Origin of the sequence: Pantoea sp. BAV 3049, from assembly GCF_009765445.1 — a bacterium.
GTDB lineage: Bacteria > Pseudomonadota > Gammaproteobacteria > Enterobacterales > Enterobacteriaceae > Erwinia.
Genome location: NZ_WHOY01000031.1, coordinates 2,724,751 through 2,740,959, shown reverse-complemented (window position 1 = coordinate 2,740,959; position 16,209 = coordinate 2,724,751). Strand labels below are relative to the sequence as shown.

Here is a 16,209-nt window from a genome sequence, read left to right as displayed (position 1 = left end):
AAAAAGGAACCGACATGTCTAACTTAATTAATACCGCTTTAAGCGGGATAAACGCCGCCTCGGCTGCGTTGAATACCACCGGTAACAACATCAGTAATTACAGCGTGGCCGGCTATTCACGTCAGACCACTATCCTTGCCCAGGCCAACAGTACGCTGAGCGGGACTAACTACTACGGTAACGGCGTTTCCGTTGCCAGCGTTAACCGTGAATACGATGCGTTCATCACCAACCAGCTGCGCTCTGCCAGCACCATGTCCAGCGCGATGACCACGCAGTACAGTCAGCTGTCGAATATTGATGATATGTTCTCCAGCACCACCAACACGCTGTCGACCAACATGCAGGACTTCTTCTCCTCGATCCAGACGCTGGTGAGCAACGCGGACGATCCTTCCGCACGCCAGGCCGTACTGGGACAGGCGAATGGCCTGGTTAACCAGTTCCAGGTGACGGATACTTATCTGAAAAACCTGGACAGCAGCCTGAATACTTCTGTCACCTCCACGGTGGATCAGATCAATGGTTACGCCAAGCAGATCGCTAACGTTAACCAGCAGATTGCCAAGCTGAAAGGCGCGGGCGACGGCAGTGCGCCAAATGCTCTGCTGGATCAGCGTGATCAACTGGTCAGCAACCTGAACCAGCTGGTCGGCGTTTCCGTCAGCCAGCAGGACGGTGGCAGCTATAACATCACTATCGGCAACGGTATCAGCCTGGTGCAGGGTGACAGCTACAACACTCTCGCTGCAGTGCCTTCCAGCGCCGATCCAACCCGGACCACCGTCGCCACGGTGGATAAAACTACCGGTGCGACCACTGAAATTCCTGAGAAATTGCTCACCACCGGTTCGCTGGGCGGTCTGCTGGCCTTCCGCACCGATCTGGATAACACCCGCAATCAGCTGGGACAGATGGCGTTGGGTCTGGCGAGCAGCTTCAACGCCCAGCACGAAGCGGGCTATGACTCCAACGGTGATGCGGGAGAAGCTTTCTTCAGCTATGGCAGCCCTTCAGTAACGATCAACACCACGAATAAAGGTACGGCATCGATGACTGCTGCCGTGACCGATGCCAGCCAGGTGCAGGCATCCAACTATAAAGTGAGTTACGACGGCACCAACTGGAACGTGACCCGCCTGTCGGATAACGCTTCAATTTCTGCCACCTCAGGTACGGATGCGTCCGGTAACTCAACTCTCAGCTTTGACGGATTGCAGGTGACCCTGGGCGGTACACCGCAGACTAAAGACAGTTTCCTGGTGAAACCGGTGGCTGACGTCATCGGCAATATGAACGTCAATATCACTGACGAAGCTAAAGTTGCTGCCGCCGGTGCCGATGATGGTGTGAGCGATAACACCAATGCGCAGTCGCTGCTGGATTTGCAGACCAAAAAGGTCATTGGCGGAGCCAGCACCCTGACTCAGGCTTATGCCAGCATGGTGGCGAATATCGGTAACAAAACCAGCACTCTGGAAACAACCAGCACCACCCAGAGTAACGTCGTGACGCAGCTGACCAATCAGCAGCAGTCCATATCGGGTGTTAACCTGGATGAAGAATACGGCAACCTGACCCGCTACCAGCAGTACTACACCGCGAATGCTCAGGTGATCCAGACTGCCAGCACAATCTTTAACGCGCTGATCAGCGCTGTCAGCTGATCGAGCATAAGGAGTTAATCATGCGTCTCAGTACCGCCATGATCTACGATCAGCAGATGCGTGGGATTTCGACTTCCCAGGCAAGCTGGCTGAAAGTAGGTGAACAACTGTCATCCGGTAAACGTGTTGTGAACCCGTCGGATGACCCGGTTGCGGCCGCTCAGGCGGTTGTGCTCTCTCAAGCTCAGTCCCAGACCAGCCAGTATCAGACGGCGCGCAACTTTGCCACTACCAGCGTTTCTCAGGAAGAGACCAACCTGCAGCAGGTGACCAGTGTGATCCAGAGCGCGCAGACTATCGTGGTGGCGGCCGCTAACGGTACGCTCTCCGACGATGACCGCGCGTCCTATGCCCAGCAGCTAACCGGCATCCGCGATCAGCTGCTGAACCTGGCAAACTCCACTGATGGCAACGGTCGTTATCTGTTTGCCGGTTACAAAACGGATGCGGCTCCTTTTACTCAGGATGCCAGCGGCAACGTGACGTACACCGGTGGCACCACGCCAATCACCCAGAAAGTGGATTCCAGCCGGACTATGGTGACCAGCCATACTGGTGACCAGATATTTATGGCGCTGACCAGCAACGCGAAAGCAGAGCCGGACGGCAGCACCAGTGAAGCGAATATCTTCACCACGCTGAATACCGCAATTAACGCGCTGAATGCACCGATTGCCGATGCTGATGATGCCGGTGTTCAGGCATCTGCTGATGCGCTGGACAAGACTAACCGTGGCCTGAGCAATTCGCTGAACAACGTGCTGAAAGTGCGTTCTGAACTGGGTACCCAGTTGAACGAGCTGAGTAATCTGGATGCGAAAGGCGACGATACAAAAGTGAACCAGGCAACCCAGATGAGCAACCTGGTGGATGTGGATTACACCAGCGCGATCTCTTCCTATACCATGCAGCAAACTGCGCTGCAGGCGTCGTACAAAGTCTTTACTGACATGTCCAGCATGTCACTGTTCAAACTGAACTCTTAGTCAATTTTCAACATTTTGAACGTGCTTAAACCGGGTACGTTCAGTTTCTCCCGTCACCAGCTAACCTCTGATGACGGGTTTTTTTTGCCTGCTATTCAGGGCTGATCGATGGCAAAAAAAAGCCCCGGTCAGAGACCAGGGCTTTTCATCAGGTGTGCGGTTTATTCCGGCCGGGTAGCCGGTGCCGTTGCCTGATGAGTGGCAGCGTGACCGCCAGCAGAACCTTTACCTTCAAAGTTGAAGTCAGGGCGCACCCAGTCGCTTTGACGGGCTGGCTCTGGCTGATACTCCGGTGCTGGTGCTTTAGTCATCGGTGCCGTGGCATGATGCTTGAACGCCGGTGCCACCGTGCTCTGTGCAACTGGCGCAGCAGTGACAGCCGGAGCAGCCGCAGTTTCAGGTGCAGCGGCAACAGGTGCCGGTACTGCGGCTGGTGCGCTGGCTGGTTGTGCAACCGGAGCCGCAGGCGCTTCATGCTCTACAGCAACAGGCGCCACTGATTCATCGGCAACTGGCGATGCAGGTTCAGCGGCCACCGGCGCGGTTGGTTCAACGGCAACAGGTGCAACCGGTTCAGCAACAACAGGGGCCGCAGGTTCAGCCTCGATCGGAGCAGCAGGCTCTTCAGCCACCGGTTCGTCACGGGCAGGAACCGGTGCATGAGGCTCGGTTGCCACTACAGGTTCTGCTACCGCTTCCGGCGCGTTCAGCACTTCTTCAACCTTTTGCTCAGTTTCAGAGCTGACGTCACCGGCATTCACGCTCGCCTGCTGGCTGACTTTCTCAGCAATACGCTGCTCTTCAGCCTGCTTCGCTTCTTCCACGATCTCTTCTACCGCGTTAACAAAAGCTTCGACGGCCGGGCGGGTTTCTTCCGCTGGCAGCGCTTCTTCAGCTACCGCTTCTGCGACAGGTTCGTCAGCAGCAGAGATAACGGAAGGTTCTTCGTTAACTGGCGCTTCAATCGCATCGGTCTCATCAGTGTTTACCAGCGTAACAGCAGGCTCATTTGAAGGCTGCGGTTCAGCGATGTGCACTGGCTGAGCTTCACTCTTAACCTCTTCTGGCTGCGCGATAGCAGCGGCAGAAGCCACGGCAACGGCTGCGGCAGTCTCTTCGTGACCGTAATCCGGCACGATGGATTGCTCAATTTCACTCTCATCAGTTGCCTGAGCAACAGGATAAGAGATCCACACTTTACCGGAAGCCATTTCTGGCGAAGCAACGGCAAAGGTCAGCGGCATTGGCGACTGGTTAGGGTAACGCTCGTCACGGTAGCGACGACGACGCTGTCCACTGACACGCAGGTGGCGTGGCGAACGACGAGAACGACGTGGCATGCTGTTGCTGTCACGATCTTCACCTTCATCGGCATCCACAGCGGCGTCAACTGCTGCTGGCAGAGCGGCCGATGGCTCTTCTGCCGACGCGGTTTCTGCCGGGGCGAAAGAACGGGCTGCAGTTTGCTCAGCCGTTTCGATACGCACTTTCTGGTTCAGCTGGCGCGGCTTACGACGCGGCATTACCTGTACGTGCTCATCACTACTTTCAACGGCTTCTTCAGGGATCAGAGCAGGATCCACAACTTTTTCTTCCTGCGCGGCCTGGCGTTTATCTTCCGGGCGACGACGCTGGCGATCGCCACGGCGTGACTGCTGCGGCTGTTGCTCACGGGACTCCTCGCCTGGCTGAAGATCTTCGCGTGCTCCAGCCTGAGCAACGTTGTTACGTTTATTACGACGGTTATCTTCACGGCCTTCAGCTGCCGGATCCTGGTCGCGTACCATTCGCTCATTATGGTTGCTGTTGCGGTCGTTACGAGAGCCGCGGTCGTTGCGCTCATTACGCTCACCACGTTCGCTGCGTTCATTACGATCGCCGCGTTCGTTACGCTCGTTGCGATCATTACGTTCGTTACGATCTGCATTACGGCTGTCAGAACGTTCGCTGCGGTCACCGTAACGCTCACCACGCTCACCGTTATTACGGTCGCGGCGGTTGTTCTGGCGGCGGTTATTGCGGCGCTCACTGCGTGGTGCAGCAGCTTCCGGCGCTTTCTCTTCCACCACGGCTGGCTGAGGCTGTTCAACCGGCTTCTCAGCGCCTGAAAACATCTTCTTCAGACCACGGAAGAAGCGGCCCACCAGGCTTTCTTCAGCGGCTGCTGGCGCCTTGGCGCTGACAGTGGCTTTAGCGGCAGCCGGAGCAGCTTCTGGCACGGTTTCCTGCGGAACAGGAGGTGCATCAGGCATCACGAAGGCGGCCAGAGCCGGTTGCTCAGGGCGCTTACGCTCGGCATGCTCTTCTTCCGAAGGCAGGGCCATTTCCGCTTCATGCAGCTTCGGCAGGTGGTAGCTGAGCGTCTGGGTCTCTTCGCCACTGCGCACGCGCAGTACGGAGTAGTGTGGGGTTTCCATCTGATCGTTTGGCACGATGATGGCTCGCACGCCGCCCTGACGTTTTTCGATGGCGCTGACTGCGTCGCGTTTTTCGTTCAGCAGGTAAGATGCAATCTGCACCGGCACAATAGCGTGGACTTCTTTGGTGTTCTCTTTCAGCGCTTCTTCTTCAATCAGACGCAGGATCGAGAGCGACAGCGACTCATTATCACGGATGGTGCCTGTGCCGCTACAGCGTGGGCACACGTGATGGCTGGACTCGCCCAGTGACGGGCTGAGGCGCTGGCGGGACATCTCCAGCAGGCCGAAACGAGAGATATGGCTGATCTGAATGCGCGCACGGTCCTGACGGACAGCTTCACGCAGGCGATTCTCTACTGCACGCTGGTGGCGAACCGGAGTCATATCGATAAAGTCGATAACGATCAGGCCGCCGAGGTCGCGCAGGCGCAGCTGACGGGCAATTTCGTCTGCCGCTTCCAGGTTGGTGTTGAAGGCTGTTTCTTCGATATCGCCACCGCGTGTTGCGCGTGCGGAGTTGATGTCGATAGCGGTCAGCGCTTCGGTAGTATCGATAACAATCGAGCCGCCGGAAGGCAGACGCACTTCACGCTGGAAGGCAGATTCAATCTGCGATTCAATCTGATAGTGGCTGAACAGCGGGATTTCACCGGTGTAGAGCTTAATTTTGCTGCTGAAGTCCGGACGGCCCAGCGCAGCGATATGCTGACGAGCCAGCTCCAGTACCTTCGGGTTATCGATAAGGATTTCACCGATATCCTGACGCAGGTAGTCGCGGAAGGCGCGAACGATAACGTTGCTTTCCTGATGGATCAGGAACGGAGCAGGGCGGCTCTCTGCGGCTTTCTTAATGGCTTCCCAATGCTTCATCCGGAAGCTTAAATCCCACTGCAGCGCTTCGGCAGATTTGCCGACGCCAGCAGTACGTACAATCAGACCCATGCCATCAGGGAGTTCCAGCGAGGAAAGGGCTTCTTTCAGCTCGGTGCGGTCGTCGCCTTCGATACGGCGTGAAATACCGCCAGCGCGTGGGTTGTTTGGCATCAGCACCAGGTAGCTGCCCGCAAGGCTGATAAAGGTGGTTAAGGCTGCGCCTTTATTACCGCGTTCTTCTTTATCAATCTGGACGATAACTTCCTGACCTTCACGGAGAACGTCCTTGATATTAGGGCGGCCGTGGGAGGAATAATTGCTGGGAAAGTATTCGCGGGAGATTTCTTTCAGAGGGAGGAAACCGTGTCTTTCAGCACCGTAATCAACGAATGCTGCTTCAAGACTGGGTTCAATACGGGTGATCTTGCCTTTGTAGATATTAGCTTTCTTCTGTTCGTGTCCTGGGCTTTCAATATCCAGATCGTACAGACGTTGTCCATCCACAAGGGCGACACGCAACTCCTCCTGCTGAGTCGCGTTTATCAACATTCTTTTCATCGTAACTTACTCATTATTCTTACATTAGTGACAAAGCTACGGGCAATAGTAACGCTGGACGTGATTAACCGATGGCCCCGAGTCTCATCGCAAAGTCGTCAACCTCCCGGTTGTCGCCTGCTAAGGGGCGCAAAATCTCGGTAGCCTGTTTTTCATTTGGAAAAACAGCGCTTTTAAAAAAGGGGGGAACCGCCAGTCAATAACCAGAGTGAACCAATCCCGTCTTGTCGTCCAGGCTGCAACCCGCAGCCCGCTAAATGCCTGATTACACAATACGTCTTACGCCATTGCTGCGTGTATGGGCTATCCGGCAAAATTTCTTGTTACTCTATTTTCTTGTTAGCCAGGGGTAGAAACTGGAAAACAGAAACATTATTCCATTGCTAACCTTGTGATAGCAAGGTGACTTTTCCCGCTCTGCGAAGTTTATTCCAGCTTTTCAGTCGATTTGCATCGCAATTCAGCAAATTGCCTAAAAACTGGGCATAAAGCGCCGACCAGTAAGGGTCACTGTCAGTTAAGCACAGAAAAAGAGGTGGCGCTATCCTGGCGCTCTATTTAGAATCGCCGACCATGAAAACCAATACACCTGCAGTCCGGATTGTGACTATTTCTGCCGATGAGGCAGGACAGCGCATCGATAACTTTTTACGCACGCAGCTTAAAGGCGTGCCAAAGAGTATGATTTATCGCATTTTGCGTAAGGGCGAAGTGCGCGTTAATAAAGGCCGAATCAAGCCAGAATACAAGCTGGAAGCAGGCGATGAGGTGCGTATCCCGCCTGTTCGCGTGGCAGAGCGTGATGAAGAGGCGGTGTCGCCTAAGCTGGCGAAAGTGGCGGCACTCTCTGACGCAATTCTGTTTGAAGATGATTACATCCTGGTGATGAACAAACCTTCAGGGACGGCGGTGCATGGTGGCAGCGGGCTGAGTTTTGGGGTGATTGAGGGTTTGCGTGCGCTGCGTCCGGAGGCCCGCTTCCTGGAGCTGGTGCATCGTCTTGACCGCGATACTTCCGGGATCCTGCTGGTGGCGAAGAAGCGCTCTGCGCTGCGTTCACTGCACGAGCAGCTGCGTGAGAAGGGGATGCAGAAGGATTATCTGGCGCTGGTACGCGGTCAGTGGCCATCATATATAAAGGCAGTGGAGGCCCCGTTGCTGAAAAACATTCTGCAAAGCGGCGAGCGTATAGTGCGGGTGAGCAGCGAAGGCAAGCCATCCGAGACTCGTTTTAAAGTTGAAGAGCGCTATGCCCACGCCACGCTGGTAAAAGCCAGTCCGATTACCGGCCGTACGCATCAAATTCGTGTGCACACGTTGCATGCCGGTCATCCGATTGCGTTCGACGATCGCTATGGTGAGAAAGAATTTGATTCACAACTGGCGGGCACTGGCCTCAAGCGGCTTTTCCTGCACGCGGCGGCTCTGAAGTTCACCCACCCGAACACCGGGGAAGTGATACGGGTGGAAGCCCCACTGGATGAAGAGCTGAAGCATTGCCTTGCGGTGCTGCGGAAAAATTTCCCAGCGAAGTGAGTTCTGGATCGGCTTTGATACGGGCTAAAGCCAAAACCGGACCGGAGATCGGCGTCAGTAAGGGGCAGCTTAGCCGGGACGCCGTGGAATCGTCCGTGATGGCTTGATTGCGGCGTCCATGCCGCAAACACCCGGCTAAGCTGCCCCCTACCGCCACCTGCGGACTTCGAAGCCGTTGGTGAGTGAAAACAAAAAGTTAAAGACGGCTCTTCTCTGCAGCAATGCTATAGCTCTGCTTTACTGACCGTCTGAAGCGACTTACGCGCTGAACGTCTCAGATCCTGCAGCAATAACCCGTTTTTGATGCGACTAAGTTCGTACACCGAGAATTTCTAATTATCCCGCCAGCGGATCAATCCCCGCAGTTCGCAGCATTTCACACAGCGCAATCAGTGGCAGACCGACCAACGTATTTGGATCGCGTCCGGACAGACGGTCGAACAGCGTTATCCCCAGTCCTTCGCTCTTGAAACTTCCCGCACAGCTCAGCGGCTGCTCTTTACGCACATAATTAATGATTTCCTGCTCGCTCAACTGGCGAAAATCCACGCTGAACGGCTCACAAATCACCTGCATGTTATTATTCCGGCTGTCGAACAGGGCAAGGCCAGTATAAAAGATGACGCTATGCCCGCTTGCCTGGCTTAATTGCGCGCAGGCTTTCTCTTCGGTATGCGGTTTGCCGGTTATTTTGCCGTCAATAACACACACCTGGTCGGAGCCAATAATACAATGTTGCGGGAACTTATCCGCCAGCGCACGGGCTTTAGCCGCAGCCAGTCGCATCACAAGATCGGTAGCATTTTCATCCGGTTGTGCTGCCTCATCCACCTCGGGTGCGGCGGTAATAAAGGGGATGCCCAGTTTCTCAAGCAGTGATTTTCTGAACGGCGAGGTAGAGGCTAAAACCAGCTGTGTCATCTTTTTTTCCAGAATAGATAGCGAATCCGTTCCGGACATTTTAAACTGTGCGCCGCACTGGATGCGAATATTAGGTGAAAGATGCCGTGAACCGGCCTTTTTCTTTGACTCTAAGTCGTTACAAAGTTAATATGCGCGCCCTATGCAAAAAGTAAAATTACCCCTGACTCTCGATCCGGTTCGTACCGCTCAAAAGCGCCTTGATTATCAGGGTGTTTACACCCCTGAACAGGTGGAGCGCCTTGCTGAATCGGTAGTCAGTGTGGACACTGATGTGGATTGCAACATGTCTTTTGCGATCGACAACCAGCGTTTAGCGGTGCTTAACGGTACTGCGGCGGTTTCCGTTACGCTGTCTTGTCAACGCTGCGGACAGTCCTTCCCGCATCATATCCACGTAACGTATTGTTTCAGTCCGGTCGTCACTGACGAACAGGCTGAGGCACTACCGGAAGCGTACGAGCCGGTCGAGGTCAACGAGTTTGGCGAAATTGATCTGCTGGCGGTGGTGGAAGATGAAATTATCCTCGCCCTGCCTGTCGTTCCGGTGCATGATTCTGAACACTGTGAAGTGTCCGAGGCGGACATGGTCTTTGGCAAACTGCCTGAAGAGGCGGAAAAACCAAATCCATTTGCCGTATTAGCCAGTTTAAAGCGTAAGTAATAGGAGTAAGGTCCATGGCCGTACAACAGAATAAACCAACCCGTTCCAAGCGTGGCATGCGTCGTTCACACGATGCTCTGACCACTACCACTCTTTCCGTAGATAAAGTTTCTGGCGAAACTCATCTGCGTCACCACATCACTGCGGATGGTTACTACCGCGGTCGCAAGGTCATCACTAAGTAATTCGCGGCCCAGCCGGCGATACTTTGACACGATTGACCCTGGCGATAGATGCCATGGGCGGGGACTTCGGTCCCTGCGTGACAGTGCCTGCGGCAATGCAGGCACTGGCCTCTAACTCGCAACTGCATCTTCTTCTGGTCGGCAATCCCGACAACATCTCGTCATTACTTGCAAAAGCTGATTCTGCCTTAACGGCTCGTCTGGAGATTATTCCTGCCGAATCGGTTATTGCCAGTGATGCCAGACCCTCACAGGCGATTCGTCAGAGTCGTGGCTCCTCAATGCGCGTGGCGCTGGAGCTGGTGAAAGAGGGAAGGGCTGAGGCCTGCGTCAGTGCCGGTAACACCGGGGCGCTGATGGGGTTGTCAAAATTATTGCTCAGGCCGCTTGATGGCATTGAGCGTCCGGCGCTGATGACGGTTCTGCCGCATCAGCAGCACGGGAAAACAGTCGTGCTGGATTTAGGCGCGAATGTAGAATCGGACAGCGCCATGCTGGTGCAGTTCGCTATTATGGGCGCGGTGGTGGCTGAAGAAGTGCTGGCCATCGACACTCCCCGTGTGGCGCTGCTGAACATTGGCGAAGAAGAGACAAAAGGGTTGGACAGTATTCGCGAGGCCGCAGCAATTTTGCGTGACTCTTCAGAAATTAACTATATTGGATACCTCGAAGGCAACGATCTTCTTACCGGGAAAACGGATGTGCTTGTCTGCGATGGCTTTGTGGGCAACGTCACGCTGAAAACCATGGAAGGCGTGGTAAGAATGTTTCTTTCGCTGTTGAAATCACAGGGCGAAGGTAAAAAAAGGGCCTGGTGGCTGACTCTGTTAGGACGGGTGTTAAAAAAACGTCTGGCTAAACGGTTCGGCCATCTCAACCCCGACCAGTACAATGGCGCCTGTCTGTTAGGATTACGCGGTACCGTGATTAAGAGTCACGGCGCGGCTAATCAAAGCGCATTTGCTGCGGCGATAGAACAGGCAGAGCAGGCGGTGCGGCGGCAAGTTCCGGAACGGATTGCTGCCCGCCTTCAAGCTGTATTACCTAAGAGTGACTGAGCGTACATGTATACGAAGATTATCGGTACGGGCAGCTATTTGCCCGAACAGGTGCGGACTAACGCCGATCTGGAAAAAATGGTGGATACATCGGACGAGTGGATTGTCACCCGCACCGGTATCCGTGAACGCCGCATTGCCGGACCGGATGAAACCGTGGCAACAATGGGCTTTCACGCCGCTGAGCGTGCGCTGGAGATGGCGGGTATCGACAAGGACGATATCGGCCTGATTGTGGTTGCGACCACGTCTTCCAGTCACGCCTTCCCAAGTTCAGCCTGCATGATCCAGCAATTGCTGGGTATTAAAGACGCCGCGTCTTTCGACCTTGCGGCCGCCTGTGCAGGTTTCACTTACGCTTTAAGTGTTGCCGATCAGTACATCAAAAACGGTGCGGTGAAACACGCGCTGGTGATTGGTGCTGACGTGCTGGCACGCATGCTGGATCCAAACGATCGTGGCACCATCATTCTGTTTGGCGACGGCGCGGGCGCGGTAGTGCTCGGGGCCAGCGACGAGCCAGGCATCATCTCTACCCACCTGCACGCCGACGGCAGCTACGGTCAGTTGTTAACGCTGGCGCACCAGGATCGCGCGCATCAGGAACAACCTTCCTATGTGACGATGGCGGGTAACGAAGTATTTAAAGTCGCGGTCACCGAACTCGCCCACATCGTGGAAGAAACGCTCCAGGTTAATAACCTCGAACGTGAAGCGATTGACTGGCTGGTTCCACATCAGGCTAACCTGCGTATTATCAGCGCCACGGCTCGTAAGCTGGGAATGGGCATGGAAAAAGTGGTGGTGACGCTTGACCGTCACGGCAACACTTCTGCTGCTTCTGTTCCCAGCGCGCTGGATGAAGCGGTACGTGATGGCCGTATCAAGCCCGGACAGCTGATCCTGCTGGAAGCGTTTGGCGGTGGATTTACCTGGGGCTCGGCGCTGGTTCGTTTTTGATTAACAGGGTATGACAATGACGAAATTTGCAATGGTTTTCCCCGGACAGGGTTCACAGACGGTTGGCATGCTGGCCGAACTGGCTGCAGAGCATCCACTGGTTGAGCAAACCTTCCGTGAGGCTTCAGATGCTCTGGGCTACGACCTGTGGGCGCTGGTGCAACAGGGGCCAGCTGAAGAATTGAACAAAACCTGGCAAACTCAGCCAGCGCTGCTGGCCGCATCTGTTGCAATTTTCCGCGTTTGGCAGGAAAAAGGCGGAAAGGCCCCGTCAATGCTGGCAGGACATAGTCTGGGCGAGTATAGTGCGCTGGTTTGTGCCGGTGTGCTCGATTTTGCCGAAGCTGTCAGGTTAGTAGAACTGCGTGGCAAACTGATGCAGGAAGCTGTTCCTGCGGGCACTGGCGCTATGCAGGCAATTATTGGCCTGGATGATGCAGCGATTGCTAAAGCCTGTGAAGAGTCTGCGCAGGGACAGGTAGTTTCACCTGTTAATTTCAACTCGCCAGGTCAGGTTGTGATTGCCGGGAACAAAGAAGCGGTAGAGCGTGCTGGTGCTGCCTGTAAGGCCGCCGGAGCAAAACGCGCTCTGCCACTGCCGGTCAGCGTGCCGTCGCACTGCGCGTTGATGAAGCCAGCCGCCGATAAACTGGCGGTGGCGCTGGAAAAACTGACTTTCAACGCCCCGGCATTCCCGGTGGTGAATAACGTTGATGTCAAATGCGAAACCTCACCAGAGGCCATTCGCAGCGCGCTGGTTCGCCAGCTGTACAGCCCGGTTCGCTGGACTGAGTGCGTGGAATTTATGGCAGGCCAGGGCGTAACGTCGCTGCTGGAAGTCGGCCCTGGTAAGGTGCTGACCGGCCTGACCAAACGTATTGTTGACACCCTGACGGCGGCGGCGGTAAATGACCCGACCAGCCTGTCAGCGGCGCTTTAACAAACAGACGAGGATGAGAATGAACTTCGAAGGAAAAATCGCGCTGGTTACCGGTGCAAGTCGCGGCATTGGCCGTGCTATCGCGGAAACGCTGGTAGCTCGTGGTGCTAAAGTCGTGGGAACTGCGACCAGCCAGAGCGGTGCTGATGCGATAAGCAGTTATCTGGGCAGTAACGGCAAAGGCCTGCTGCTGAACGTGACCGACAGCGCATCCATTGACAGCGTGCTTGAAAATATTCGCGCTGAATTTGGCGAAGTGGACATTTTAGTCAATAATGCTGGCATTACACGTGATAATCTTCTGATGCGAATGAAAGATGATGAGTGGCAGGATATCCTGGACACCAATCTGACTTCTGTATTCCGCCTGTCAAAAGCGGTTATGCGCGCTATGATGAAGAAACGTGCAGGCCGAATTATTACCATCGGTTCCGTAGTTGGAACCATGGGTAATGCGGGCCAGGCAAACTACGCGGCAGCAAAAGCGGGTTTGATTGGTTTCAGCAAGTCACTGGCGCGTGAAATTGCGTCACGTGGTATTACCGTTAACGTCGTGGCACCTGGTTTCATTGAAACCGACATGACGCGCGCGTTGACTGAAGATCAGCGTGCGGGCATTCTGGCGGAAGTGCCGGCGGGTCGCCTTGGCGACGCGCAGGAAATCGCCAATGCCGTTGCATTTTTAGCCTCTGACGAGGCCGCGTACATCACTGGTGAAACGCTGCACGTCAACGGCGGAATGTATATGGTCTGATAATCACGAAATTTATTTGCGTTATTTGCGGTTATACCCGCAAAATAGCGTAAAATCGTGGTTGGACCAGCCGGGATTTAGTTGCATCTTTTTCACCATTTTATACACTACGAAAACCATCGCGAAAGCGAGTTTTGATAGGAAATTTAATAGTATGAGCACTATCGAAGAACGCGTTAAGAAAATCATTGGCGAGCAGCTTGGCGTTAAGCAGGAAGAAGTTGTTAACACTGCCTCTTTTGTAGAAGATCTGGGCGCTGATTCTCTTGATACCGTTGAGCTGGTAATGGCTCTGGAAGAAGAGTTTGATACCGAGATTCCGGACGAAGAAGCTGAGAAAATCACTACCGTTCAGGCTGCTATTGATTATATCAATGGTCACCAGGCGTAAGTGAGCATCTCCAGGCGGTCACTCGACCGCCTGAGTTTTATCTGAACCACCGCGTATCCTTTTTTCCCTCCCTGGAGGACGAACGTGTCTAAGCGTCGTGTAGTTGTGACCGGTCTTGGCATGTTGTCTCCTGTCGGCAATACCGTAGAGTCTACCTGGAATGCTCTTGTTGCCGGTCAGAGTGGCATCAGCCCGATCGACCATTTTGATACTAGTGCCTACGCAACACGTTTTGCTGGCTTAGTAAAGGATTTTAACTGTGAAGACTTCATCTCGCGTAAAGATCAGCGCAAGATGGACGCCTTTATTCAATATGGAGTTGTGGCTGGCATTCAGGCCATGCAGGATTCCGGTCTGGTCATTACTGATGAGAACGCCCATCGTATTGGTGCCGCTATCGGCTCCGGTATCGGCGGTCTCGGTCTGATTGAAGAGAACCACTCGTCGCTGGTTAACGGCGGCCCGCGGAAAATCAGTCCTTTCTTCGTTCCCTCCACGATTGTGAACATGATTGCTGGTCATCTGACGATCATGTATGGCATTAAAGGCCCGAGCATCGCAATCTCCACCGCCTGTACTACCGGTGTGCATAACATTGGGCAGGCTGCGCGAATGATCGCCTATAACGACGCCGACGCGATGCTGGCAGGCGGTGCCGAAAAGGGCAGTACGCCGCTGGGCATCGGTGGTTTTGGTGCAGCGCGTGCGCTGTCCACCCGCAACGACAATCCTCAGGCGGCAAGCCGTCCGTGGGATAAAGATCGCGATGGCTTTGTACTGGGCGACGGTGCGGGCATCGTGATGCTGGAAGAGTACGAACACGCGAAAAAACGCGGTGCGAAAATTTACGCTGAACTGGTTGGTTTTGGCATGAGCAGCGATGCTTACCATATGACCTCACCACCGGATAACGGCGCAGGTGCTGCGCTGGCGATGGAAAATGCCCTTCGGGATGCGCAACTGTCGTCAGAACAGATCGGCTACATCAACGCGCACGGCACTTCAACGCCTGCCGGTGATAAAGCAGAAGCTCAGGCAGTGAAGTCCATCTTCGGTGCCAGCGCGGACAAAGTCATGGTCAGTTCCACGAAATCCATGACCGGTCACCTGTTAGGCGCGGCTGGCGCGGTAGAGTCTATTTTCTCTATCCTCGCGCTGCGTGACCAGGTTATCCCGCCGACCATCAACCTGGATAACCCGGATGAAGGTTGCGATCTGGATTTTGTGCCACACACAGCTCGTCAGGTCAAAGGTCTGGAATACACCCTGTGTAACTCCTTCGGCTTTGGCGGAACCAACGGTTCGTTGATTTTCCGTAAAGTCTGATCGCTTTTGATGCTTTAAAGCCCGCTTCGGCGGGCTTTTTTGTTTTAGCCTTTCGCCTCAGGCATGTTTTCATCTCTGTACAATTTTGCACGGACATTCGGATGAATCCGGCGCGTCTTGCAGGTAATCTTGATCGTAGTGCAAAGGTCACTTAGGGGAATAAACAGTGTGGATAAATGGCGAACCGCAGGACAGCCTGGCGGTCAGGGATCGTGCGGTGCAGTTTGGCGATGGTTGTTTCACCACTGCCCGTATTCTGTCCGGCACAGTCGTAGCGCTGGAAGCCCATCTGCAACGGCTTGCGCATGGCTGCGAGCGGTTGATGATCCAGCATGTCGACTGGGCCGCTCTGCGTGATGAAATGATTTTCGCCGCATCCACCCGCACCGGGGGCGTGCTGAAAGTGATCCTCTCGCGCGGAGCTGGTGGCAGGGGGTACAGTGCATTGGGCTGCGACAGACCCACGAGGATAGTTTTTCTCAGTGATTATCCCACTCACTATCACCAGCTGCGACAGACCGGCGTGAAGCTGGCCCTCAGCACCGTCCGACTGGGTCGCAACCCACTGCTTGCGGGGATCAAACACCTCAACCGACTGGAACAGGTACTGATCCGTACAGAGCTTGAGCAGACTGATGCTGACGAGGCGCTGGTGCTTGACACTGAAGGTATGCTGGTGGAATGCTGTGCGGCGAATTTGTTCTGGCGCAGGGGCAATCAGGTCTTTACCCCGTGCCTGGCCGGGTCGGGCGTCAGCGGAATTCAGCGCCAGCGGGTCATTCAGCTGCTGCGGGAGCAGGGCACAGAAGTGGCCGAAGTCAGAGCGCCGGCCGAAGTGCTGGCTACCGCAGATGAAGTGTTTATCACCAATGCGTTGATGCCGGTCCTGCCGGTTTACCAGATTGAACAGCACACATACAGCTCCAGACAATTATTTAACCTGATACGCCTCCAGGACGATTAACAGGGA

At 54.7% G+C, this 16,209-nt stretch carries 14 protein-coding genes; 12 read left to right on the top strand and 2 right to left on the bottom strand.

Annotation, left to right across the window (positions count from 1 at the left end):
• Positions 1 to 14: 14 nt before the first annotated feature.
• Positions 15 to 1,667: a flagellar hook-associated protein FlgK gene (flgK, locus tag GSQ70_RS13805; protein WP_158783072.1), complete on the top strand. Its 1,653-nt coding sequence runs from the start codon at positions 15 to 17 to the stop codon at positions 1,665 to 1,667.
• A 20-nt stretch (positions 1,668 to 1,687) separates the two neighbouring features.
• Positions 1,688 to 2,653 (top strand): flagellar hook-associated protein FlgL, encoded by a 966-nt coding sequence (gene flgL, locus GSQ70_RS13800; protein ID WP_158783071.1) that lies wholly within the window; start codon positions 1,688 to 1,690, stop codon positions 2,651 to 2,653.
• Between the two features lie 161 nt (positions 2,654 to 2,814).
• On the opposite strand, the gene rne is transcribed toward flgL, so the two are convergent.
• Entirely contained in the window at positions 2,815 to 6,504 is a 3,690-nt protein-coding gene (gene rne / locus GSQ70_RS13795) for a ribonuclease E (RefSeq protein ID WP_158783070.1), read from the bottom strand.
• 573 nt (positions 6,505 to 7,077) lie between these two features.
• On the opposite strand from rne, the gene rluC reads away from it, so the two are divergent.
• Positions 7,078 to 8,040, top strand: coding sequence for a 23S rRNA pseudouridine(955/2504/2580) synthase RluC (gene rluC / locus GSQ70_RS13790; RefSeq protein WP_158783069.1), 963 nt, complete (start codon positions 7,078 to 7,080; stop codon positions 8,038 to 8,040).
• Positions 8,041 to 8,376: 336 nt separating this feature from the next.
• On the opposite strand, the gene GSQ70_RS13785 is transcribed toward rluC, so the two are convergent.
• On the bottom strand, positions 8,377 to 8,961 hold the full coding sequence (locus GSQ70_RS13785) for a nucleoside triphosphate pyrophosphatase (RefSeq protein WP_158783068.1): 585 nt from the start codon (positions 8,959 to 8,961) through the stop codon (positions 8,377 to 8,379).
• A 142-nt stretch (positions 8,962 to 9,103) separates the two neighbouring features.
• On the opposite strand from GSQ70_RS13785, the gene yceD reads away from it, so the two are divergent.
• The 9 genes from yceD (at position 9,104) to pabC (ending at position 16,203) form a co-directional block, all read left to right on the top strand.
• On the top strand, positions 9,104 to 9,625 hold the full coding sequence (gene yceD, locus GSQ70_RS13780) for a 23S rRNA accumulation protein YceD (protein WP_158783067.1): 522 nt from the start codon (positions 9,104 to 9,106) through the stop codon (positions 9,623 to 9,625).
• Positions 9,626 to 9,639: 14 nt separating this feature from the next.
• Positions 9,640 to 9,810: a 50S ribosomal protein L32 gene (gene rpmF / locus GSQ70_RS13775; RefSeq protein ID WP_016192161.1), complete on the top strand. Its 171-nt coding sequence runs from the start codon at positions 9,640 to 9,642 to the stop codon at positions 9,808 to 9,810.
• Positions 9,811 to 9,833: 23 nt separating this feature from the next.
• Entirely contained in the window at positions 9,834 to 10,868 is a 1,035-nt protein-coding gene (plsX, locus tag GSQ70_RS13770) for a phosphate acyltransferase PlsX (RefSeq protein ID WP_158783066.1), read from the top strand.
• Positions 10,869 to 10,874: 6 nt separating this feature from the next.
• Positions 10,875 to 11,828, top strand: coding sequence for a beta-ketoacyl-ACP synthase III (locus GSQ70_RS13765; protein ID WP_158783065.1), 954 nt, complete (start codon positions 10,875 to 10,877; stop codon positions 11,826 to 11,828).
• Positions 11,829 to 11,844: 16 nt separating this feature from the next.
• Positions 11,845 to 12,768: an ACP S-malonyltransferase gene (gene fabD / locus GSQ70_RS13760; RefSeq protein ID WP_158783064.1), complete on the top strand. Its 924-nt coding sequence runs from the start codon at positions 11,845 to 11,847 to the stop codon at positions 12,766 to 12,768.
• Between the two features lie 19 nt (positions 12,769 to 12,787).
• Positions 12,788 to 13,522 (top strand): 3-oxoacyl-ACP reductase FabG, encoded by a 735-nt coding sequence (gene fabG, locus GSQ70_RS13755; protein ID WP_158783063.1) that lies wholly within the window; start codon positions 12,788 to 12,790, stop codon positions 13,520 to 13,522.
• A gap of 154 nt (positions 13,523 to 13,676) precedes the next feature.
• A complete protein-coding gene (acpP, locus tag GSQ70_RS13750; RefSeq protein ID WP_004157115.1) occupies positions 13,677 to 13,913 on the top strand; it encodes an acyl carrier protein in 237 nt (78 codons plus the stop codon).
• Positions 13,914 to 13,997: 84 nt separating this feature from the next.
• A complete protein-coding gene (gene fabF, locus GSQ70_RS13745; protein WP_158783062.1) occupies positions 13,998 to 15,239 on the top strand; it encodes a beta-ketoacyl-ACP synthase II in 1,242 nt (413 codons plus the stop codon).
• Positions 15,240 to 15,405: 166 nt separating this feature from the next.
• Positions 15,406 to 16,203: an aminodeoxychorismate lyase gene (pabC, locus tag GSQ70_RS13740; protein ID WP_158783061.1), complete on the top strand. Its 798-nt coding sequence runs from the start codon at positions 15,406 to 15,408 to the stop codon at positions 16,201 to 16,203.
• The last annotated feature ends 6 nt before the right edge of the window (positions 16,204 to 16,209 follow it).

What these genes read in the sequence shown, in the direction of transcription:
- flgK (WP_158783072.1), top strand. Translation starts at nt 15, where the DNA reads ATGTCTAACTTAATTAATACCGCTTTAAGCGGGATAAACGCCGCCTCG.
- flgL (WP_158783071.1), top strand. Translation starts at nt 1,688, where the DNA reads ATGCGTCTCAGTACCGCCATGATCTACGATCAGCAGATGCGTGGGATT.
- fabG (WP_158783063.1), top strand. Translation starts at nt 12,788, where the DNA reads ATGAACTTCGAAGGAAAAATCGCGCTGGTTACCGGTGCAAGTCGCGGC.
- acpP (WP_004157115.1), top strand. Translation starts at nt 13,677, where the DNA reads ATGAGCACTATCGAAGAACGCGTTAAGAAAATCATTGGCGAGCAGCTT.
- GSQ70_RS13785 (WP_158783068.1), bottom strand. Translation starts at nt 8,961, where the DNA reads ATGACACAGCTGGTTTTAGCCTCTACCTCGCCGTTCAGAAAATCACTG.
- fabD (WP_158783064.1), top strand. Translation starts at nt 11,845, where the DNA reads ATGACGAAATTTGCAATGGTTTTCCCCGGACAGGGTTCACAGACGGTT.
- rluC (WP_158783069.1), top strand. Translation starts at nt 7,078, where the DNA reads ATGAAAACCAATACACCTGCAGTCCGGATTGTGACTATTTCTGCCGAT.
- rne (WP_158783070.1), bottom strand. Translation starts at nt 6,504, where the DNA reads ATGAAAAGAATGTTGATAAACGCGACTCAGCAGGAGGAGTTGCGTGTC.
- GSQ70_RS13765 (WP_158783065.1), top strand. Translation starts at nt 10,875, where the DNA reads ATGTATACGAAGATTATCGGTACGGGCAGCTATTTGCCCGAACAGGTG.
- yceD (WP_158783067.1), top strand. Translation starts at nt 9,104, where the DNA reads ATGCAAAAAGTAAAATTACCCCTGACTCTCGATCCGGTTCGTACCGCT.
- rpmF (WP_016192161.1), top strand. Translation starts at nt 9,640, where the DNA reads ATGGCCGTACAACAGAATAAACCAACCCGTTCCAAGCGTGGCATGCGT.